General features: G+C 61.7%; 16 protein-coding genes and 1 tRNA gene. 11 read left to right on the top strand and 6 right to left on the bottom strand.

Annotation, left to right across the window (positions count from 1 at the left end):
* Positions 1 to 202 precede the first annotated feature (202 nt).
* The 5 genes from AB7E19_RS03425 to AB7E19_RS03445 all read left to right on the top strand — a co-directional run bounded on the left by AB7E19_RS03425 (position 203) and on the right by AB7E19_RS03445 (position 6114).
* A complete protein-coding gene (locus AB7E19_RS03425) occupies positions 203 to 1042 on the top strand; it encodes a DUF2726 domain-containing protein (RefSeq protein ID WP_319907827.1) in 840 nt (279 codons plus the stop codon).
* Between the two features lie 239 nt (positions 1043 to 1281).
* A complete protein-coding gene (locus AB7E19_RS03430; RefSeq protein WP_041213159.1) occupies positions 1282 to 2700 on the top strand; it encodes a sigma-54 dependent transcriptional regulator in 1419 nt (472 codons plus the stop codon).
* Positions 2701 to 2805: 105 nt separating this feature from the next.
* Positions 2806 to 3840, top strand: a complete 1035-nt coding sequence (locus AB7E19_RS03435; RefSeq protein ID WP_427934621.1) for a sensor histidine kinase — start codon at positions 2806 to 2808, stop codon at positions 3838 to 3840.
* Between the two features lie 70 nt (positions 3841 to 3910).
* Positions 3911 to 5245, top strand: a complete 1335-nt coding sequence (locus AB7E19_RS03440; RefSeq protein ID WP_010675277.1) for a sigma-54-dependent transcriptional regulator — start codon at positions 3911 to 3913, stop codon at positions 5243 to 5245.
* Between the two features lie 107 nt (positions 5246 to 5352).
* The gene (locus tag AB7E19_RS03445; protein ID WP_010675276.1) at positions 5353 to 6114 is read left to right on the top strand and encodes a Nif3-like dinuclear metal center hexameric protein; all 762 of its coding nucleotides are present in this window, start codon (positions 5353 to 5355) and stop codon (positions 6112 to 6114) included.
* A gap of 114 nt (positions 6115 to 6228) precedes the next feature.
* On the opposite strand, the gene purN is transcribed toward AB7E19_RS03445, so the two are convergent.
* Together purN and purM are read right to left on the bottom strand one after the other, a co-directional pair.
* Positions 6229 to 6867: a phosphoribosylglycinamide formyltransferase gene (purN, locus tag AB7E19_RS03450; RefSeq protein WP_010675275.1), complete on the bottom strand. Its 639-nt coding sequence runs from the start codon at positions 6865 to 6867 to the stop codon at positions 6229 to 6231.
* 32 nt (positions 6868 to 6899) lie between these two features.
* Entirely contained in the window at positions 6900 to 7937 is a 1038-nt protein-coding gene (purM, locus tag AB7E19_RS03455; protein ID WP_010675274.1) for a phosphoribosylformylglycinamidine cyclo-ligase, read from the bottom strand.
* Between the two features lie 176 nt (positions 7938 to 8113).
* Between purM and upp the strand changes: the two genes are divergently transcribed.
* The 3 genes from upp (at position 8114) to hda (ending at position 10713) form a co-directional block, all read left to right on the top strand.
* On the top strand, positions 8114 to 8740 hold the full coding sequence (upp, locus tag AB7E19_RS03460) for a uracil phosphoribosyltransferase (protein WP_005302745.1): 627 nt from the start codon (positions 8114 to 8116) through the stop codon (positions 8738 to 8740).
* Between the two features lie 140 nt (positions 8741 to 8880).
* Positions 8881 to 9909 carry a DUF2066 domain-containing protein gene (locus AB7E19_RS03465; protein ID WP_104454387.1) on the top strand — a complete coding sequence of 343 codons (1029 nt, stop codon included), beginning with the start codon at positions 8881 to 8883 and terminating at the stop codon, positions 9907 to 9909.
* A gap of 102 nt (positions 9910 to 10011) precedes the next feature.
* Positions 10012 to 10713, top strand: coding sequence for a DnaA inactivator Hda (gene hda / locus AB7E19_RS03470; RefSeq protein ID WP_010675272.1), 702 nt, complete (start codon positions 10012 to 10014; stop codon positions 10711 to 10713).
* Positions 10714 to 10919: 206 nt separating this feature from the next.
* On the opposite strand, the gene aceA is transcribed toward hda, so the two are convergent.
* The 4 genes from aceA to AB7E19_RS03490 all read right to left on the bottom strand — a co-directional run bounded on the left by aceA (position 10920) and on the right by AB7E19_RS03490 (position 15076).
* Complete coding sequence (gene aceA, locus AB7E19_RS03475) at positions 10920 to 12233, bottom strand: isocitrate lyase (RefSeq protein ID WP_010675271.1); 1314 nt, start codon at positions 12231 to 12233, stop codon at positions 10920 to 10922.
* A gap of 69 nt (positions 12234 to 12302) precedes the next feature.
* Positions 12303 to 13910, bottom strand: a complete 1608-nt coding sequence (gene aceB / locus AB7E19_RS03480) for a malate synthase A (protein ID WP_201921610.1) — start codon at positions 13908 to 13910, stop codon at positions 12303 to 12305.
* A 692-nt stretch (positions 13911 to 14602) separates the two neighbouring features.
* On the bottom strand, positions 14603 to 14743 hold the full coding sequence (locus AB7E19_RS03485; protein ID WP_010675269.1) for a hypothetical protein: 141 nt from the start codon (positions 14741 to 14743) through the stop codon (positions 14603 to 14605).
* Positions 14744 to 14999: 256 nt separating this feature from the next.
* Positions 15000 to 15076: transfer RNA gene (locus AB7E19_RS03490), tRNA-Pro, on the bottom strand.
* A gap of 378 nt (positions 15077 to 15454) precedes the next feature.
* Between AB7E19_RS03490 and tadA the strand changes: the two genes are divergently transcribed.
* From tadA to pstA, 3 genes are all read left to right on the top strand, one after another.
* The gene (gene tadA / locus AB7E19_RS03495) at positions 15455 to 16003 is read left to right on the top strand and encodes a tRNA adenosine(34) deaminase TadA (RefSeq protein WP_080770013.1); all 549 of its coding nucleotides are present in this window, start codon (positions 15455 to 15457) and stop codon (positions 16001 to 16003) included.
* Between the two features lie 168 nt (positions 16004 to 16171).
* Positions 16172 to 18409, top strand: coding sequence for an ABC transporter permease subunit (locus tag AB7E19_RS03500; RefSeq protein WP_322131668.1), 2238 nt, complete (start codon positions 16172 to 16174; stop codon positions 18407 to 18409).
* Positions 18410 to 18426: 17 nt separating this feature from the next.
* Positions 18427 to 20076, top strand: coding sequence for a phosphate ABC transporter permease PstA (gene pstA, locus AB7E19_RS03505; protein ID WP_322131667.1), 1650 nt, complete (start codon positions 18427 to 18429; stop codon positions 20074 to 20076).

The raw sequence follows: 20076 nt of genomic DNA on the forward strand, positions 1-20076 counted from the left end.
AGTGCGCCAGAACGTCCATGGGCTCTAGCATTGTGCCTGCTGTGACAGGCCATATGAAGCCCGCCTTGCGCAAATTCAGTGAAAAAACGCGAATGCCGGGACGGGCTTGATTTCTGCGCTGCCTGAGTCGCTTTCCCCGTGGTAGAGTGTGCCCCTTCCTCTGGTGTGAACTGAATTTGTCTTGTAAACGGGATGTGCGTGTATGAATAGCCTTGTCGTATCGGGAGCCGTGTTGCTGGGGTTGCTCCTGCTGGTGATCGTCTGGCGCAGGGAGAAAGGGGGCAAGGCCGAGCCCTATGATCTGCAGGAAACCTTGATGAGCCCAGCGGAGCGCACCTTCTTCGGGGTGCTGGACCAGGCGGTGGGGGACAAGGCCCGTGTCTTTGCCAAGGTACGAGCCTCCTATGTACTGACGCCCGAGGCGCACCTTGGCAAGGGCAAGCGCCAGCAGGCGCTCGGCAAGATAGGGGAGAAGCACTTCGATTTTCTGCTCTGCCACCCGGCGGATCTCTCTTTCCTGTGTGCCGTGGAGCTGGATGACGAGGGGCACCGCCACCAGAAGCGCAAGGCGCGGGATCTTTTCCTGAAGGCGGCCTGCGATGGCGCCGGTCTGCCGCTGTTGCAGATCCCGGCCAGCAGCCACTACCAGGTCGACGAGTTGCGGGAGCAACTGCTGCCCCTGCTGGCGAGAACGACGGCGCCGGTGGATGACCTGCTGCCCGGCGAGCGCCGCGAACCGACCTTCAGCCCGCTGCTGCTCGATGGTGTCGATCTGGGCACGTCACACCCGGGGGTTGCCAGGGAGCCCCAGGTGCCGCCCTCCCAGGCCGAAGAGGCAATGCCCGTGTTGATGGAGGAGAATCCCTTCCTCGATCCGGATGAGGAGGAGCCCCGGGAGACGACCCCTCATTGCCCCCGCTGTGCCGCGCCCCTGGTGGCACGGGAAGCACGAAAGGGTCCCCATGCCGGTCGCCTGTTCCTCGCCTGCAGCCGGTTTCCCGAGTGCCGCTATGCCGCTCCCCAGGAGAGCGTGAAACACTGATCCCTCCTCTGACGCCGCACCCTGTCGGCGTCATTCTTTCCCCTTCGCTGGTTTTCATCCGATACTCAATCTGGCTGGAAGCGTGATCCCCGTCCCGCCAGGGTCCGGGAGGATGCGACAAGTTTTGACAATCCGCCAGAATTTTGGCACTTTGTCCCCCTTATGACACAGTGCGAAATTGGTTTTAATAAGCACTTAAAAAACAATAACTTGGCGTCAGGTGTGAAAATATGGATAGGATGGCTATGGGTGTGCTGCTTGTTGATGCCGATGATGTGCGGCGCCAGCAACTGGGGACTGTGCTCTCCTTCATGGGGATCCCCTGGCAGGAGGTGGTGGAGAGCGATCTCGATGTGGCCATCGAGACTGCCGGGCCCTTGCAGGGGATTCTGGCCGGGGAACTGCGCGAGCGCGCCCTGAGTGAGCTGCTTGCCGCCCATCCTCGTCTGCCCTTCCTCTCCCTGATGCCGGCGAGCCATGGTTGCAGCAACTTCATCGGGGTGGCCGAGGCGCCCTTTACCTATGAGTCCCTCACCCGTCATCTTCACTTCTGCCAGGCCTTCATCTCCCTGCATCCCCGTCATCAGACCCACGACAAGGGTCAGACCCTGCTGCGCCTGCTGGTGGGCAAGGGGAGGGGCATTCAGGAGGTGCGCCGTCTCATCGGCCAGGTGGCCGAGACCGACGCCAACGTACTGATCCTCGGTGAGTCCGGGACCGGCAAGGAGGTGGTGGCTCGCGCCATCCACGAGCTGTCCGCCCGAAGCGCGGGCCCCTTCGTGCCCATCAACTGCGGCGCCATTCCGGCGGAGCTGCTCGAGAGCGAGCTGTTCGGTCACGAGAAGGGGGCCTTCACCGGTGCCATTGCCGCCCGGCGCGGCCGCTTCGAACTGGCCCAGGGGGGCACCCTCTTCCTCGACGAAATCGGCGACATGCCGCTGCCGATGCAGGTCAAGTTGCTGCGGGTGCTGCAGGAGCGCCAGTTCGACCGGGTCGGGGGCGGCAAGGCCGTCCAGGCAGATGTGAGGGTGATCGCGGCGACCCACCGGGATCTGGAAGCCATGATCCGCACCCAGGCATTTCGCGAAGATCTCTACTACCGCCTCAATGTGTTCCCCATCGAGACGCCCCCCCTGCGGGATCGGGCCGATGACATCCCGCTGCTGCTGCAGGAGCTGCTCAATCGCCATGCCGAACAGCACAAGGGGATCATCCGTCTGACCCAGCGCGCCATGGAGTCCCTGATGCAGTACGCCTGGCCCGGCAACGTGCGCGAGCTGTCCAACCTCATCGAGCGCCTGCTCATCCTCTATCCGAACCAGATCGTCGATGTGGCGGATCTGCCCGGCCGCTATCGCCTGCTGCCTTGCGAGCCACGAGATGAACGGCTCACCGAGATGGACGAGCGGGACGCCCTGGCTGCCGTGTTCCAGTCCCCACCAGAGCTGGATCCCGGCATCGCCATGCCCCTGCCCATGCAGTTGCCCCAGGAAGGAGTCAACCTCAAGGAGATGCTGGCTGACCTCGAGGTGGAGCTGATCCGCCAGGCCCTGGAGTCCCAGGACGGGGTGGTGGCCCGCGCCGCCGACCTGCTCAGCATGCGCCGCACTACCCTGGTGGAGAAGATGAAGAAGTACGGCATGAGCAAGGACAATTGAGGTCAATGCTTTGACGCATTGAGCCAATGCATTGATAAATAAAGCCTATTTTGATGGCATGGAAATTGAATAAGCTGACTCAATCGCCAGTTTGAGGTCAGCTTTATGACAATCTTGCAGCAGGATGCCCCTCTCCAGTCACATGAAGTGAGTCAGCTTTACGCCATCTTCACGGCGCTGCCGACCGGCGTGCTGCTGCTCGATGGCGAGGGGCTGATCACCCGCGCAAACCCTGCCGCCCTGGCGCTGCTGGGAGAGCCACTGGAAGGCCTTTCCTGGCGCCAGATCATCGCCCGCTGTTTCGAACCCCGTGAGGATGACGGTCACGAGATCTCCTTGCGCGACGGCCGCCGGGTCCAGCTGTCGACTCAGCCGCTGCCGGATCAGCCCGGCCAACTGGTGTTCATTACCGACTTGACCGAGACCCGCCAGTTGCAGGACAGGGTCAACCACATGAAGCGCCTCTCCGCCCTTGGCAACATGGCGGCTTCCCTGGCGCACCAGATCCGCACCCCGCTCTCCGCGGCCATGCTCTATGCGGCCAACCTGGCCAACCGCACCCTCAAGCCTGAATCCCGCAGCCAGTTCCAGCAAAAATTGATGGCGCGCCTGCAGGATCTCGAGAAGCAGATCAACGACATCCTGCTGTTTGCCCGCAATGGCGACAACCAGGTGGTGGCGCCCCTCTCGGTGCAGGGCTTGCTGGCGGAAGTGCAGGCGGGGGCCGAAGCCTTCTGCCAGCAGCAGGGCTGCGCCTTGCATCTGGAGGCCCCTGAGCCCGATCTCTGTCTGCTTGCCAACAGCAGTGCCCTGGCGGGGGCCATCAACAACCTCATCGCCAATGCCCGGCAGGCCGGCGCCGATTCGCTCCTGGTGAGCGCTGTGCGCAGCGGCAACCGGGTGGAGATGCGGGTCATCGACAACGGCAAGGGGATGGCCCCCTCCCTGCTCAACCAGATCTTCGAACCCTTCTTTACCACCCGATCCCAGGGCACGGGCCTCGGTCTTGCGGTGGTGCAGTCGGTGGTACGAGCTCATCAGGGGGAGGTAAGCGTGGCCTCGGTCCTTGGCGAGGGCACCTGTTTTACCCTGTCCTTCCCCCTGCATCAGCAACAGGTTCAGTTGGGGGGAGTGGCATGAGGCGCGCAAAAGCCGGAGCGCCGGTGAAGATGATTCTCGACAAGGCCATGTTGGTTGTAGGAGGTGTGGCATGACCCAGGCTCGCATTCTGGTGGTGGAAGATGACAACGGCCTGCGCGAGGCGCTGGTGGATACCCTGCTGCTCGGTGGCTATGAGTGCCGCGAGGTGGACAGCGGCGAGCGGGCCCTGCTTGCTCTGTCCCGTCAGCGCTTTGACATGGTGATCTCCGACATCCAGATGGGGGGCATGGATGGTCTGACCCTGCTCGCCAACATCCGCCAGCAATATCCCCAGGTGCCTGTGCTCCTGATGACTGCCTACGCCAACATCGACGGGGCGGTGCGCGCCATGCGCGAGGGGGCGATCGACTATCTGGCCAAGCCCTTCTCCCCCGAGGTGCTGCTCAACCAGGTCAGCCGTTATGTGCCGGCCCAGAAGGTGGAGAAGCGTGCCGTGGTGTACGGGGACCCCAGGACAGCGGAGCTGTTCCAGCTGGCGACCCGGGTGGCGAGAAGCGAAGCCACCGTCATGGTGACCGGCCCGAGCGGGACAGGCAAGGAGGTGCTGGCTCGCTACATTCACGACCACTCCAGCCGGGCAGAACAGGCCTTCGTCGCCATCAACTGCGCCGCCATTCCGGAGAACATGCTGGAAGCGACCCTGTTTGGCTACGAGAAGGGCGCTTTCACCGGTGCGGTGCAGGGGTGCCCTGGCAAGTTCGAGCAGGCTCAGGGAGGAACTCTGCTGCTCGACGAGATCACCGAGATGGATCTGGGGCTGCAGGCCAAGCTGCTGCGGGTCTTGCAGGAGAAAGAGGTGGAGCGGCTCGGCAGCCGCAAGATGATCCCCCTGGATGTGCGGGTCATTGCAACCAGCAACCGGGATCTGAAAAAAGCGGTGCAGGACGGGCTGTTCCGCGAGGATCTCTACTACCGCCTCAACGTCTTCCCCCTGCGCTGGACGGCGCTCTGGGAGCGCCCGGGGGACATTCTTCCCCTGGCGGAGCATCTGCTGGCGCTGCATGCCAGCCAGATGGGGCTGCCGACGCCGCAGCTCGCAGAGGACGCCCGAGAGCGTCTGATGGCTCACCCCTGGCCCGGCAACGTGCGCGAGCTCGACAACGTGGTGCAGCGCGCCCTGATCCTCTGTCCAGACGGCCTCATCGACTGTGAGCACCTGATCCTGGAGGAGACGGACGAGACCCTGGTGCGCCCGCTCGAGCGGCTGTCAGGGGAGGGGCTCGGTGGCGAACTCAAGCAGCAGGAGCACCAGATCATTCTGGACACCCTGCAGGAGTGCAACGGCAGTCGCAAAGCGGTGGCCGACAAGCTCGGCATCAGCCCGCGCACCCTGCGCTACAAGCTGGCCCAGATGCGTGACGCCGGCATCGAGCTGCCCGCCTAGTCCTGACAAGCGCATGGCCTTGCCGGTCCGGCTCGATTATCATGGGCCCTGACGATCGGAATCCGGCTCCCCGCGCAGTACATGGGGAGCCCAGCTAGGAGACCCCCATGATCTCTCATCGTAAACTGGAAAGCCTGCTCAACCACCTGCTCGAACCCCATGCCATCAAGGATTACTGCCCCAACGGCCTGCAGGTGGAGGGGCGCGAGCGCATTCGCAAGGTGGTGACCGGCGTCACCGCCAGCCAGGCCCTCATCGATGCCGCCGTGGCCGCCGATGCTGACGCCATCCTGGTCCATCACGGCTACTTCTGGAGCGGCGAGCCGGCCCAGATCACCGGCATGAAGCAGCGTCGTCTCAAGACCCTCTTGACCCACGACATCAACCTGTTTGCCTACCACCTGCCGCTGGACGTGCACCCCGAGGTGGGGAACAACGCCCAGCTTGCCAGGCTGCTTGGCATCAAGGTGCGTCGCGGCCTCGAACCCTGGAACAGCAAGAGCGTCGCCATGGTGGGCAAGCTGGAGGAGCCCATGAGCGGCAGCGATTTTGCCAAGCTGATTGCCGAGCGTCTCGGTCGCGAGCCGCTTCATTGTGGTGACAGTGGTCCCGAGCTCATCCGCTCCGTGGCCTGGTGCACCGGCGGTGGTCAGAGCTACATCAGCCAGGCGGCGGAGCAGGGCATCGATGCCTTCATCTCCGGCGAAGCCTCCGAGCAGACCATTCACACCGCCCGGGAGATGGGCATGCACTTCTACGCCGCAGGCCATCACGCCACCGAGCGCTACGGCGTCAAGGCGCTGGGAGAGTGGCTCGCCACCGTGCACGGGCTGGAGGTCACCTTTATCGATATCGACAATCCGGTGTAGGGCCGATTAGCCGCGCAGCGGCGTCATCGGACGTGATGACAGCCATTGCGCTGGTCGATAGAAATGACAAGGGAGGCCTGAGCCTCCCTTGTGGTGTCTTACTGCTGCTCGCGGTTACTCGCTGGCATAGCCTGCCAGGCCAAGCTGCTTGCCATCGAGGCAGGCAGACCCTTCTCGCATCTGCAAGCGCCCTTCGCAGAACCACTGCACCACCAGGGGGTAGATGCTGTGCTCCTGCACCTGGACCCGGGCCGCCACCTCGTCGGCACTGTCCCCTTCGAAGATGGGGACCCGTGCCTGGAGGATCACCGGGCCGCCGTCGAGCTCTTCGGTGACGAAGTGGACGCTGGCGCCGTGCTCGTCATCACCGGCTTCGATGGCGCGCTGGTGGGTGTGCAGACCCTGGTATTTTGGCAGCAACGAGGGGTGGATGTTGATCATCCTCCCCGCGAAGTGGCGCACGAGGTCGGCGCTCAGGATCCGCATAAAGCCGGCCAGCACCACCAGATCCGGCTGATAATCCGCCATCAGGGCCAGCAGGGCGGCATCATACTCCTCCCGGCTGGCGAACTGCTGCTGGGCCAGGATGGCGGTTGCCACCCCGGCTTCCCTGGCACGCACCAGGCCATAGGCATCAGCCTTGTTGCTGATGACGCCGACCACCTGACCGGCAATCTTGCCGCCGGCACAGCCATCGAGGATGGCCTGCAGGTTGCTGCCGCTGCCTGAGATGAGGACGAGGATGCGTTTCATAGGGGAAGTCATCTGGCCGTTGATCCGATCATTCATTGAATGATGACCTGCTCCTCACCATCGGCCGCCTTGGCGATGTGGCCGATGTGCCAGGCGTTCTCGCCTTCGGCCTTGAGCAGGGCCAGGGCCTTGTCCAGCTGATCCGCCGGCAGGGCGATGATCATGCCGACGCCGCAGTTGAAGGTGCGATACATCTCGTGGCGGGTGACGTTGCCTGCCTGTTGCAGCCAGCTGAACACCGCCGGCCACTGCCAGCTCTGCTCGTCGATGACCGCCTGGGTGTTGGCGGGCAGCACGCGCGGGATGTTCTCCCAGAAGCCGCCGCCGGTGATGTGGGACAGGGCGTGGATCTCGCACTCCTTGATGAGCTTGAGCACGGGCTTCACGTAGATGCGGGTCGGCTCCAGCAGGGCGTTGGCCAGGGTGGTATCACCCAGCGGCTGCTGCACGTCGGCCTTGGAGACTTCCAGGATCTTGCGAATGAGGGAGAAGCCGTTGGAGTGGGGACCGCTGGCGGCCAGGGCGATCAGGGCATCCCCTTCGCCAACCTTGCTGCCGTCGATGATCTCGCTCTTTTCCACCACGCCGACGCAGAAACCGGCGATGTCGTAATCTTCCCCTTCATACATGCCAGGCATTTCGGCAGTTTCACCGCCGACCAGGGCACAGCCGGACTGTTCGCAGCCGGCGCCGATGCCGGTGACCACGGCAGCGGCAGTGTCCACGTCCAGCTTGCCGGTGGCATAGTAGTCGAGGAAGAAGAGGGGCTCTGCGCCCTGCACGATGAGGTCATTGACGCACATGGCGACCAAGTCGATCCCCACGGTGTCGTGCTTCTTCAGGTCGATGGCCAGACGCAGCTTGGTGCCCACCCCGTCGGTACCGGAGACCAGTACCGGTTCCTTGTAGCCAGCAGGGATTTGACACAGGGCCCCAAAGCCGCCAAGACCACCAAGGACTTCAGGACGACGAGTGCGTTTTGACACGCCCTTGATACGTTCAACCAGTGCATTGCCGGCATCGATATCTACGCCAGCATCCTTGTAGCTCAGTGAGGTTTTGTCAGTCACGCGTATTCCCCGTCATATAAAGAAGTGGAGGGTAAAATTCGGGGCGTATTCTACCAGCGGGCACGAAAAACCAGAAAGAAAATCGTTTGCGCGTTTTTGAATCGAAAAGCTCTACAAGCCGTGACTTTTGTTGTATGATTCCGCGATTTTTTTGGCGCCGGTTAGAGGAGATAATAATGAAAGTCGTTGAAGTCAAACACCCCCTGGTCAAGCACAAGATCGGCCTGATGCGCGAAGGCGACATCAGCACCAAGCGTTTCCGTGAACTGGCCAAGGAAGTGGGCAGTTTGTTGACCTACGAAGCGACCTCTGACTTCGAAACCGAAAAAGTGACCATCGATGGCTGGAACGGCCCTGTGGAAGTCGACCAGATCAAGGGCAAGAAGGTCACCGTCGTGCCCATCCTGCGCGCCGGTCTTGGCATGATGGACGGGGTGCTGGAGCACATGCCGAGCGCCCGCGTCAGCGTGGTCGGTATCTATCGCGATGAAGAGACCCTGCAGCCTGTCCCCTACTTCGAGAAGATCGTCAGCAACATCGAAGAGCGTCTGGCCCTGGTCATCGACCCCATGCTGGCCACCGGCGGCTCCATGATCGCCACCATCGATCTGCTCAAGAAGAAAGGTTGCCAGTCCATCAAGGTGCTGGTGCTGGTTGCAGCGCCGGAAGGCATCAAGGCGCTGGAAGCCGCTCACCCGGACGTGGAGCTGTTCTGTGCCTCCATCGACCAGGGGCTGAACGAGAAGGGCTATATCGTCCCGGGTCTGGGGGATGCCGGCGACAAGATCTTCGGCACCAAGTAAGCATCACCCCATCGCCGCGCCCAAGGCGCGCAAACGGAGCCGGCACCCTGCCGGCTCCGCTGTTTCTCCCCCCTTTGCTTGCTGCCATGCGCGCCTTGCCGCTACCATAAGCACCATCCCCCATTTCGAGAATCTTCTTTATGCTGAAACGCTTAGCGACTCTCCTCTGCTGCTGTCTGCCACTCGTGGTATCGGCCGCCCAGGTAACCGACCTCTATCAGGGCAAGGCTCCCACCAGTGGCGACATGACGGCCGCCCAGTCCCAGGCGCTGGGGGATGTGCTCGTCAAGGTGACGGGCAAGCGCGATATCCTCACCCAGCCGGATGTGGTGAAGGCCCTGGCGGCGCCGGCGGATTATGTGCAGCAATACAGCTATCAGGACATCGGCTCGGTCAAGTTTCTCAAGGCGGATTTCAATGTGGCCAAGGTGAACGCCCTGGTCGGCCAGAGCAAGTTTGCCCTGCTGGGCCCGGTGCGGCCGCAGGTCGCCATCTGGCTGGTGGTCGACGAAGGGGAGCGGCGCATTCTGCCGGATCAGTCCGGTGATGGCTGGTCCGAGGCGCTGCGTGCCCAGACCCAGGCCATGGGGCTGCCGGTCAGTCTCCCGCTGATGGACTTGGATGACAACATGGCGGTCAATGCCACCGATGTCTGGGGCCGCTTTGCCGATCCCGTGCTCAAGGCGAGCCAGCGTTACGGCGCTGAAATGGTGGTGCTCGGCAAACTCACCCCGGAGGGGGAGGCCTGGAGCATCGATTGGGGTCTTTATGGGGCCAAGCCGGGGGCGCAGGCAGGAGAGCTGACCGAGCTGACCAAGGGCTCGGGTTCAGGTACCCAGGCCGAGGTGGCAAAGGGCTTTGCCGATGCCCTGGCCGGTTGGTTGGTGCAGCAGTACGGTACCCGTCTATCCGGTGTCGCCTCCAGCCAGACCCTGGTGGTGGAGGGGTTGTCCGACATCGATGGCATGATCCAGATCCAGAAGCTGCTGCAGGGGATGGCCAGTGTCACCAAGGTGGCCATCGGCAAGCTGGAAGGGGACAAGGTGACCTTCAACCTCTCGCTGCAGGGAGACAAGGCCGAGCTGGTGAGGGGGTTGCAACTTGAGAGCCGCCTGCATCAGGTGGAAGACAACGAGAGCGGCCTGCGCTATCAATGGTCGCAGCCCTGATCCCGGGGGAGGATCCTGACCGCCCGGCATGGTCCGGGCGGTTCTCTATCTGCCCCGCTGGTGATACACTTGCCCGCAAATATCACAGTCAAAGCCCAACGAGTGAAGCAACCGGCCCAACTGTCTTTAGCCGTACAACTACCGGATGATGAAACCTTCGTCAGTTTTTATCCCGGCAACAACGCCCATCTGATCACCGCCCTCAAGAATGCGGCCATCGGTCAGGGCTCACCCTTCCTCTATTTCTGGGGAGCCAAGGGGTCGGGCCGCTCCCATCTGCTCCATGCCACCTGTGCCGAGGTCAACGCCCGCGACGCGGCGGCGGCCTATCTCTCCCTCGATCAGTTCGAACAGCTTGACCCCAGCATGCTCGATGCCCTGGAGAGCCTGCCCCTGGTCTGTCTCGACAGCCTGGAGGCGATCGCCGGCAACGCCCTGTGGGAGCGGGCCCTGTTCGACTTCTACAATCGCTGGAAGGAGAAGGGGGAGGGGACGCTCATCGTTACCGGCTGCAGCGCGCCACGCAAGCTGGGGCTGCAACTGCCGGATCTCGCGTCCCGTCTCGACTGGGGTGTGAGCTTCCACCTCGACGAGCTGGACGACGAGGGCAAACTCAGCGCCCTGCAACTGCGCGCCGAGCTGCGGGGTTTCAAGCTGCCCATCGACGTGGGCCGTTTCCTGCTCAACCGCCTCTCCCGCGACATGCGCACCCTGCTTGCCACCCTCAATCGTCTCGACAACGCCTCCTTCCGTGCCAAGCGCAAGCTGACCATTCCCTTTGTCAAAGAGATCCTCGAGCTCTGAAAACCTATCCCATTAGGCTAACTTATTCGCCATTTTGAACCTGGGCAGTGCTCGAAATCCTCACGTACTACAGTACGCTCCGGTTTCTGCGCGCTGTCCGTGTTCAAACTGCCTTCAACGATTACGCCTACTGGGATAGGTTCTAAGCCCCATAACGACAAACCCCGGGACTTGGCCGGGGTTTGTTTGCGAGCATTACACAGCTATCAGTGGAACTGATCTTCTTCGGTGGAGCCGGTCAGCGCGGTCACCGAGGACTGGCCGCCCTGAATGACGGTGGTCACCTTGTCGAAGTAACCCGTACCCACTTCCTGCTGGTGTGCCACGAAGGTGTAGCCACGTTCGGCAGCGGCGAACTCGGGCTGCTGCACCATCTCGACATAGTGCTTCATTCCCTCGCCACGGGCGTACTGGTAGGCCAGCTCGTACATGTGGAACCACATGTTGTGGATACCCGCCAGGGTGATGAACTGGTACTTGTAGCCCATGTCGGAGAGCTCCTGCTGGAAGCGGGCGATGGTGGCATCGTCCAGGTTCTTCTTCCAGTTGAAGCTCGGGGAGCAGTTGTAGGCCAGGATCTTGTCCGGGTACTGGGCCTTGATGGCCTCGGCAAATTTACGCGCCTCGTCCAGATCGGGCTTGGCGGTCTCGCACCACACCATGTCGGCGTAAGGGGCGTAGGCCAGGCCGCGGGAGATGGCCTGCTCGATGCCGGCCTGCACCTTGTAGAAGCCCTCGCTGGTGCGCTCACCGGTCAGGAAGCCGGCATCGTAGGGGTCGGCATCCGTGGTCAGCAGATCTGCCGCGTTGGCGTCGGTACGGGCGATCACCAGGGTGGTGGTGCCGCAGACGTCGGCTGCCAGACGCGCTGCGATGAGCTTTTGCACCGCTTCCTGGCTCGGGACCAGTACCTTGCCGCCCATGTGGCCGCACTTTTTCACGGACGCGAGCTGATCTTCGAAGTGCACGCCGGCGGCGCCCGCTTCAATCATCCCCTTCATCAGCTCGAAGGCGTTCAGCACGCCGCCGAAACCGGCTTCCGCATCCGCTACTATGGGCAGGAAGTAGTCGATGAAGCCTTTGTCCTCTGGTCCAACCTTGTTGGCCCACTGGATCTGGTCGGCCCGGGCGAAGGAGTTGTTGATGCGCTCCACCACGGAGGGGACGGAGTTGGCCGGGTAGAGGGACTGATCCGGGTACATGGTGGAGGAGAGGTTGTTGTCCGCCGCCACCTGCCAGCCGGAGAGATAGATGGCTTCGATGCCGGCCTTGGCCTGCTGCACCGCCTGGCCGCCGGTCAGAGCGCCGAGGCAGTTTACATAGCCTTTCTTGGCGCCGCCGTGGATCAGCTCCCACAGTTTGTCGGCGCCGCGTTGGGCCAGAGTGTGTGTCGGCTGCAGGCTGCCACGCAGGTTCACCACGTCCTCGGCGCTGTAGCCGCGCTTGATCCCTTTCCAGCGGGGGTTTTCTGCCCAGTCTTTCTCGATAGCCTGGATCTGTTGCTCACGGGTCAGTGCCATATCAGTTCCCTCTTTCATTGATTTCACGTTTCCATTGACTTGTTATGGGGGCCGTTACCGGCCCGGATCTCACAGCCGCTCGTAGCCGGGCAGCGTCAGAAAATCGATGAGTGTGTCGGCGCAGGTGATCTCGTCCATCAGGGCGCTTGCCTCGGCGAAACGGCCAGATTGCCAGCGGGCCTCGCCCACTTCGCCTCTGACCACCTCCTGCTCCTCGGCCAGCATCTGGCGGAACAGCGCCTTGGTCACCGCCTGACCGTTGGAGAGGGTCTTGCCGTGGCGGATCCACTGCCAGATGGAGGTGCGGGAGATCTCTGCGGTGGCGGCATCTTCCATCAGTCCGTAGATGGGCACGCAGCCATTGCCGTTGATCCAGGCTTCCAGGTATTGCAGGGCGACGCGGATATTGGTGCGCATGCCCGCCTCGGTGCGATCACCCTCACAGGGGGCCAGCAGGTCGGCGGCCGTGATGGGGGCATCCTGCTCGCGCAGCACGCCGATCTGGTTCTGGGCACCCGCCGGAATGGTGGCGTTGAACACCGCCATGGCGGTATCGGCCAGACCGGGGTGGGCCACCCAGGTGCCATCGTGGCCGTTGTCGGCCTCGCGCTGCTTGTCCGCGTGCACCTTGGCAAACACCTGTTCGTTGACGGCCGCGTCCTTGGCCGGAATAAAGGCAGCCATGCCCCCCATCGCCAGCGCGCCGCGCTTGTGGCAGGTCTTGATGAGGAGTCGCGAGTAGGCAGAGAGGAACGGCTTGTCCATGGTCACCACCTGACGATCCGGCAGGACGCGATCCGGGTGGTTCTTCAAGGTCTTGATATAGCTGAAGATGTAGTCCCAGCGACCGCAGTTGAGGGCGACGATGTGATCCTTCATCTGATAGAGCAGCTCATCCATCTCGAACACCGCCGGCAGGGTCTCGATGAGCACGGTGGCCTTGATGGTACCGCGGGGCAGACCGAATTTGTCCTCGGTCCAGGCGAACACCTCGCTCCACCAGCGCCCTTCCAGATGGCTCTGCAGCTTGGGTACGTAGAAGTAGGGACCGGAGCCCTTGGCCAACAACGCCTTGTGGTTGTGCAGGAAATAGAGGGCGAAGTCGAACAGGCCGCCGGGAATGGGGGCACCATCAAAGGTGACGTGCTTCTCCGGCAGATGCAGACCGCGCACCCGGCAGATGAGTACGGCCGGATTGGGATTCAAGGTATAAGCCTTCCCCTCCGGGCTCTGGTAGGCAATAGTGCCGTTGACCGCATCGCGCAGGTTGATCTGGCCCTCGATCACCTTGTTCCAGGCCGGGGCCAGGGAGTCCTCGAAGTCGGCCATGAAGACCTTGACGTTGGCGTTGAGGGCATTGATCACCATTTTGCGCTCGACCGGGCCGGTGATCTCCACACGGCGGTCCTGCAGATCGGCGGGGATGCCGCGAATGGTCCAGTCACCATCGCGAATATGGGCGGTCTCTGGCAGGAAGTCCGGCAACTCACCGCCATCGATACGGGCCTGGCGTGCGACTCGCTGCTTCAGCAGCTCATTGCGTTGGGGAGCGAAACGTTCCACCAGTTCGGACACCAGGGCCACCGCATCCGGCGTCAGGATCTGCGCGTAATCGGGAAGCATCTCGCCTTGAATGCGCAGGCGGGTGCTGCTGATGGTCTGGGCCGGTGCCGACATAGTGGGTACTCCTCCAAAAGTTACATTTTGAATTTATTAACTACGACTAACGTCTATATCCCTTTCTTTCAAACTCCCCGTAACAGCGGGGTAACACGATTCATAAGGTGCAAAAGAATGGCGGATTCGTCAACTTGATTTTTAAAACGGGTGTTTTTTGATGATAGTTAAGATGCTGTTTTAAATGGATTTATGTGATTAGTGTAAAAGCTCTTTGCAGATGGTTATGCTCTTGGGTCGCCGGGGCGGCAGGGGGGAGGATTTCGGTAGAGGGGATGGGTTAAAAATGTAACTAATTACGTAATAAAATTACAAATGCAAAAACAAATCCCGACATTACTCCAAGCTTTGCAAAAACAGCTGTATGAAATGCCTTCGTTCAATCCAGCCTGCATGAGGGTTATGAAGTGACAGGGTAGTGAACTGGTGTTTAAAACTAAAATGTCAAATTGGGTCAAAATGGCGAAGACGAACATGAGAGAGGGAAATGACGAGCAATAACGTAGGTTTGTATCAAGGCGTGTCCATGAAGGAGAGGGAGGTTGGGGCGCAGAAGATGGTCAATTAAACTGATTTTTGAATAAAAACTAGCATTTTGTCGTTATTTGCGGTGGCGGTCTGTTGACCGGGGTCAAGGGTGGTGCCGGACAGCAAAACCGGCGTCTTGAACCGCACTATGGCACGGGCTCGTCTCAGTAATCTTCATCCGGGGCGGCGAGATCGATCACATCGAGGTGCACTGAACTGCCAAACCCGTGCTCTGCGGAATCGAGCTCGGAGGGCGTGGGGGAGATCAGGGGCTGAACGGGCTGGGAGTCAACAGCTTGGGTCATGGATGCTTGCCTCATTGATTGCAAGCCGGTTGGTGATTCCATCACCCTAGTGTCCACCTCCCTGTTTTTATGGCCGGCGGAAAAGTTGCGTATCCTAGCGGCACTTTATGAAAGCTTCAAGTGGTTCTGTATAAAATTCATGCCAATAAAAAGTGGCGACCCGATGAACGGGGGAGGCGAGAGGAAAAGAGGCAAGCGTCGGGCGTGCAGGCAAAAAAATAGCCCAGTCGTTTGACTGGGCTATTTTCGGGGAATTTGGTCGGTGTGAGAGGATTCGAACCTCCGACCCTCTACACCCCATGCAGATGCGCTACCTGGCTGCGCTACACACCGACGGAGTCAGCTCGGCTGACGGGGAGGAAGTCTAATCGGATGATTTGGCGGGCGCAACTCCTTTTTTATCAGGGAGATGCCGACTGCTTCTTTATTGTTCAGCCAAGATGCAACTTGGGCCCTGGCCGGAGTTTTGGCATAATCGCCGCCCCCTTAGGCGGACACAGGGTGGCGAACACCCAACTCGGGGCGTTCCGATGTCGCCGGGGCCTTTGGCCTCTCTTTCATTGACAGCATCTTCTGCCGTGGGCTACCGGCTAGCGCGAGGGGGAAGGGGCCCGGTGTGCCCAGGGCCGGGACGCAGCAATCCGGGAGTGCGCGGCCGATGCCGTGCAGGGGCCAGGCAAGCCGACATCATATCGACGAGAGGATCAGGGCGTGAAACCATCTGAAGTTGCAGCACAGATCAGCCAGCGCGAGCAGGACGAACGCTGGATGCGCCATGCCATGGCCCTGGCAGCCAGGGCAGAGGGGATAGGCGAGATCCCGGTGGGCGCCGTGCTGGTGCTGGGGGACAAGATAGTGGCAGAGGGGTGGAATCGTTCCATCAGCGAGCACGACGCCTGCGCCCATGCCGAGGTGATGGCGCTTCGGGAAGCGGGCAAGCAGCTTGAAAACTATCGCCTGCTCGACACCACCCTCTATGTGACGCTGGAGCCCTGCTGCATGTGTGCCGGCGCCCTCATCCACAGCAGGGTCAAGCGGGTGGTCTATGGTGCCCGGGATTTGAAGACGGGGGCGGCAGGGTCTGTGTTCGACATCCTGCTGGATCCTCGCCACAACCACCAGGTGGCACTGACGGGGGAGGTGCTCGCCGACGCCTGCTCGGCCCAGCTGTCGGATTTCTTCAAACGGCGCCGCGCCGAGAAGAAGGCGGCCAGACTCGCCGCGAAAGAGGCGCTTCCTCAAGATGACAGCGGGGCCTGATGGCCCCGTTTGCTTTTATTTCACTGCCAGACCGGCGGCCTGCTTCCCACCGAATATCAACTGCCACCCCTGCGATGAAGCCCGCGCTCTTTGCCGCTGTTGATGTAACAAAACTGTCATGCATCCGCCATATAATGCCGCCAAGCCTAGCTCACATTGAGGTCTTGCATGTCATCGGAATCGTTAAATCTGGTCATGGCGGGCAGTCGAAAACGCCGGATCAAGGATAAATTGGCCAAATATGGCGTCACCACAGGGGGAGCCCTGGTGCTGGTGGCGCTGTTGCTTATCTTCTTCTACCTGCTTTATGTGGTGAAGCCCATCTTCAATGGCGCCAGCATGGAGAGCACCGCTTCCTTCACCCTGCCCATCAAGGGCAAGACCGCCTGGCTCGGGGTCGAGGAGCAAAACGAGATAGGTTACCGCTTCAGCGACCTGGGGAAGGTCAAGTTCTTTGCCGTGCAACCGGATGGCAAGATCAAGACCGGACAGGTGATTGGCGAGGCGCAGGTGAACGGCGAGATCACGGCGGTCGCGCCGCCTGCGCCGGGCCAGAAACTCATCGCCTATGGGTTTGCCGACGGCAAGGCCCAGGTGGTGCAACCCTATTTCAAGATCTCCTATCCCAATGACGTGCGCGTCATCGAGCCCAGCCTGCAATATCCCTTCGGCGAGACCCCCGTGGTGATCGATCCCCAGGGCAAGGCGCTGACGCGCATGGTCTTCGAGGCGACCAAGGACAAGATGGCGACCGCGGCCGTGACCGAAGATGGTCGTGGTGTGCTGATGGTGATGAGCGGCGAGGAGAATTTCCTCTCCGGCGAAATCGAGTGGAGCAACCAGACCTACACCATTCCGTCCCTGCCACGCCATGTTGACCAGATGCTGCTGACCCCGAACCTGCGCCTGTTGTTCGTGCGCGAGGGCAACCGCCTCTCCGTTTACGACATTCACAACCTCAATGACATCTCCCTGCGCGATGTCATGGAGATCAACGCCCCCAATGCCAGCGTGACCCAGGTGGCCCTGCTCTCCGGTGCGTCCTCCCTGCTGGTGGGCAACGACAACGGCGTCATCTCCCAGTGGTTCGAGGTGGCAAAGGATGGCAAGCGCCAGTTCACCCAGATCCGTGACTTCAAGGGTGACGCGCCGGTCGCCCTGCTGACCCCCGAGCACTTTCGCAAGGGCTTCATCAGCGCAGGCAGCGACGGCACCATCAACTTCTTCCATGCCACCGGCGAAGCCAAGCTGCTTGGCGAGAAGGTTGACGGGGGCAACCTGGCTGCCGTTGCCATCTCTCCTCGCCACAACCTGCTGTTGACCCAGCAGGGGGATGACTTCAAGGTCTTTGACGTCGAGAACGATCACCCCGAGGTAACCTGGTCTGCCCTCTGGCAACAGGTGTGGTATGAAGGCTATCCCGAGCCCCAGTACGTGTGGCAGTCCACCTCCGCCAGCAACGACTTCGAAGCCAAGCTGAGCCTGGTGCCCCTGGTGTTCGGTACCTTGAAAGCCTCCTTCTATGCCATGGTGTTCGCGGTGCCCCTGGGTGTCGCCGGCGCCATCTATACCGCCTACTTCATGTCGGCGGGGCTGCGCAAATACGTCAAGCCGACGGTGGAGATCATGGCGGCGCTGCCGACCGTCATCCTCGGCTTCCTGGCGGGTCTGTGGCTCGCTCCCATCATCGAAGGGGCCCTGCCCGGGGTGATCCTGCTGCTGATCCTGCTGCCCATGGGTATGCTGCTCACCGCCCTGGTGTGGAACTATCTGCCGGAGCGCGGCCGCACCTGGCTGCCGGAAGGCTGGCACGCCATCCTGCTTATCCCTGTGCTGCTGTTCATCGGATGGGGCGCCTTCGCCTTGAGTCCCATCATCGAGAACGCCTTCATGCACGGTGATTCGCGCATCTGGCTGACCCACGACATGGGCATCAAGTTTGACCAGCGCAACTCACTGGTGGTCGGTATCGCCATGGGCTTTGCGGTCATCCCCACCATCTTCTCCATCGCCGAAGACGCGGTCTTCTCGGTGCCCAAGCACCTGACCCAGGGCTCGCTTGCGCTGGGGGCGACCCCGTGGCAGACCCTGAGCCGGGTGGTGATCCTCACCGCGAGCCCGGGCATCTTCTCGGCGGTGATGATGGGCCTTGGCCGCGCCGTGGGCGAGACCATGATCGTGCTGATGGCCACAGGCAACACCCCCATCATGGACTTTTCCATGTTCCAGGGGCTGCGGACCCTGGCGGCGAACATCGCGGTGGAGATGCCGGAATCGGAAGTGGGCAGCTCCCACTACCGGGTGCTCTTCCTCGCCGCCTTCGTGCTGTTTGTGTTCACCTTCTTGTTCAATACCCTGGCTGAATTCGTCCGCCAGCGGTTGCGTGAAAAGTACAGCTCTCTGTAAGGACTAAGGAATCGACAATGGGTAAGTGGTTTAAATCGGGGGCCCCCTGGATCTGGATGACGGGGGGCGCCGTCAGCCTGAGTCTGGTGGCCGTACTGGGTCTGTTGTTGCTGATTGGCTGGCGTGGTCTGGTCTATTTCTGGCCCCATCCCATCTATGAGTGGCAACTTGAAGATGCAAGCGGCAACAAGAGCGTCCTGATTGGCGAGATCAACGACCGGGAGCTGGTGCCGTTGGAGCGCCTGCGCGCCGCAGGCCAGGCGCTGGAAGGGGAGGAGCGCGAAGAGATTACCCGTTATCTGGTCAAGACCGGCAACCGGGAGTTCGTGGACCTCGATTTTCGCTGGGTGCTGGAGACCGATATCAAATCGCGCACCCAGCCGGCGGAGCTCGCCATGGTTGAACGCGCCACCAACGGCAACTTCTATGGTTACATCACCTCGGTGAAGGAAGATGGCCAGGAGCTGACCACGGATCTGCATCCCGCCTTGCAGCGGGTGCTGGCCCGTGCCAACGGCCTCTCAAGCCAAGCCAACGACCTGCAAAAAGGGGCCATCGGCAGCATCAACTACCAGCTGGAGCGCCTGCGCCTGAAAGAGCGCAAGGCCGAGCTGGATGACAAGCTGACCGATCAGCTTAAAGCCGAGCTGGCGAGCGAGCGTCAGGCGCTCAACGACCGTTACCAGGTGCTGGAGAAAGAGCTCTTCTCCCTGCGTACCCAGGCGGACAGAGACAGCATCACCGTCAAGGACATGCGCGGCGAGCTGGTGACCATGCCGATGTCCCGGGTGCTGGATGTAGTCTGGCCCAACGACATGAGCCTGATGGCCAAGGTGGGTCACTGGTTCCACCAGATTGGCAAGTTCGTCTCCGATGACCCTCGGGAGGCGAACACCGAGGGTGGCGTCTTCCCGGCCATCTTCGGCACCGTCTTCATGGTGATCCTGATGGCCATCATCGTGACCCCGCTCGGGGTGGTGGCGGCGGTCTACCTGCATGAGTACGCGGGCAAGAACAGCTTGACCAAGATCATCCGTATCGCGGTGATCAACCTGGCGGGGGTGCCCTCCATCGTCTATGGCGTGTTTGGTCTGGGCTTCTTCGTCTACACCCTGGGGGGCAGCATCGACCGCCTCTTCTACCCGGAAGCGCTGCCGAGCCCGACCTTCGGCTCCCCCGGTGTCATCTGGTCTGCTCTGACCCTGGCCATTCTGACCCTGCCGGTGGTGATCGTCTCCACCGAAGAGGGGCTGGCCCGGATCCCGAGCACCATTCGCCAGGGTTCGCTGGCGCTGGGTGCCACCCAGGCCGAGACCCTGTGGCGCATCGTGCTGCCCATGGCAAGCCCGGCCATCATGACCGGCCTTATCCTGGCCATCGCCCGTGCGGCGGGCGAGGTGGCGCCGCTGATGCTGGTGGGGGTGGTGAAGCTTGCTCCCACGTTGCCGATGGACGGCAACTTCCCGTACCTGCACGTGGAGCGCAAGTTCATGCACCTGGGCTTCCACATCTATGACGTGGGCTTCCAGAGCCCGAACGTCGAGGCGGCGCGTCCTCTGGTCTACGCCACCTCCTTCCTGCTGGTGACGGTGATCGTCGGCCTCAACCTGACGGCGATCGGTATTCGTAACCACCTGCGCGAGAAATTCCGGTCGCTGGAACATTAA

The sequence above is a fragment of the Aeromonas sp. genome (assembly GCF_050252055.1).
Classification (GTDB): Bacteria; Pseudomonadota; Gammaproteobacteria; order Enterobacterales; family Aeromonadaceae; genus Aeromonas; species Aeromonas caviae.

Coding starts and splice junctions, on each gene's coding strand:
- AB7E19_RS03425 (WP_319907827.1), top strand. CDS start 203: ATGAATAGCCTTGTCGTATCGGGAGCCGTGTTGCTGGGGTTGCTCCTG.
- AB7E19_RS03430 (WP_041213159.1), top strand. CDS start 1,282: ATGGCTATGGGTGTGCTGCTTGTTGATGCCGATGATGTGCGGCGCCAG.
- AB7E19_RS03435 (WP_427934621.1), top strand. CDS start 2,806: ATGACAATCTTGCAGCAGGATGCCCCTCTCCAGTCACATGAAGTGAGT.
- AB7E19_RS03440 (WP_010675277.1), top strand. CDS start 3,911: ATGACCCAGGCTCGCATTCTGGTGGTGGAAGATGACAACGGCCTGCGC.
- AB7E19_RS03445 (WP_010675276.1), top strand. CDS start 5,353: ATGATCTCTCATCGTAAACTGGAAAGCCTGCTCAACCACCTGCTCGAA.
- purN (WP_010675275.1), bottom strand. CDS start 6,867: ATGAAACGCATCCTCGTCCTCATCTCAGGCAGCGGCAGCAACCTGCAG.
- upp (WP_005302745.1), top strand. CDS start 8,114: ATGAAAGTCGTTGAAGTCAAACACCCCCTGGTCAAGCACAAGATCGGC.
- AB7E19_RS03465 (WP_104454387.1), top strand. CDS start 8,881: ATGCTGAAACGCTTAGCGACTCTCCTCTGCTGCTGTCTGCCACTCGTG.
- aceA (WP_010675271.1), bottom strand. CDS start 12,233: ATGGCACTGACCCGTGAGCAACAGATCCAGGCTATCGAGAAAGACTGG.
- aceB (WP_201921610.1), bottom strand. CDS start 13,910: ATGTCGGCACCGGCCCAGACCATCAGCAGCACCCGCCTGCGCATTCAA.
- AB7E19_RS03485 (WP_010675269.1), bottom strand. CDS start 14,743: ATGACCCAAGCTGTTGACTCCCAGCCCGTTCAGCCCCTGATCTCCCCC.
- AB7E19_RS03500 (WP_322131668.1), top strand. CDS start 16,172: ATGTCATCGGAATCGTTAAATCTGGTCATGGCGGGCAGTCGAAAACGC.
- pstA (WP_322131667.1), top strand. CDS start 18,427: ATGGGTAAGTGGTTTAAATCGGGGGCCCCCTGGATCTGGATGACGGGG.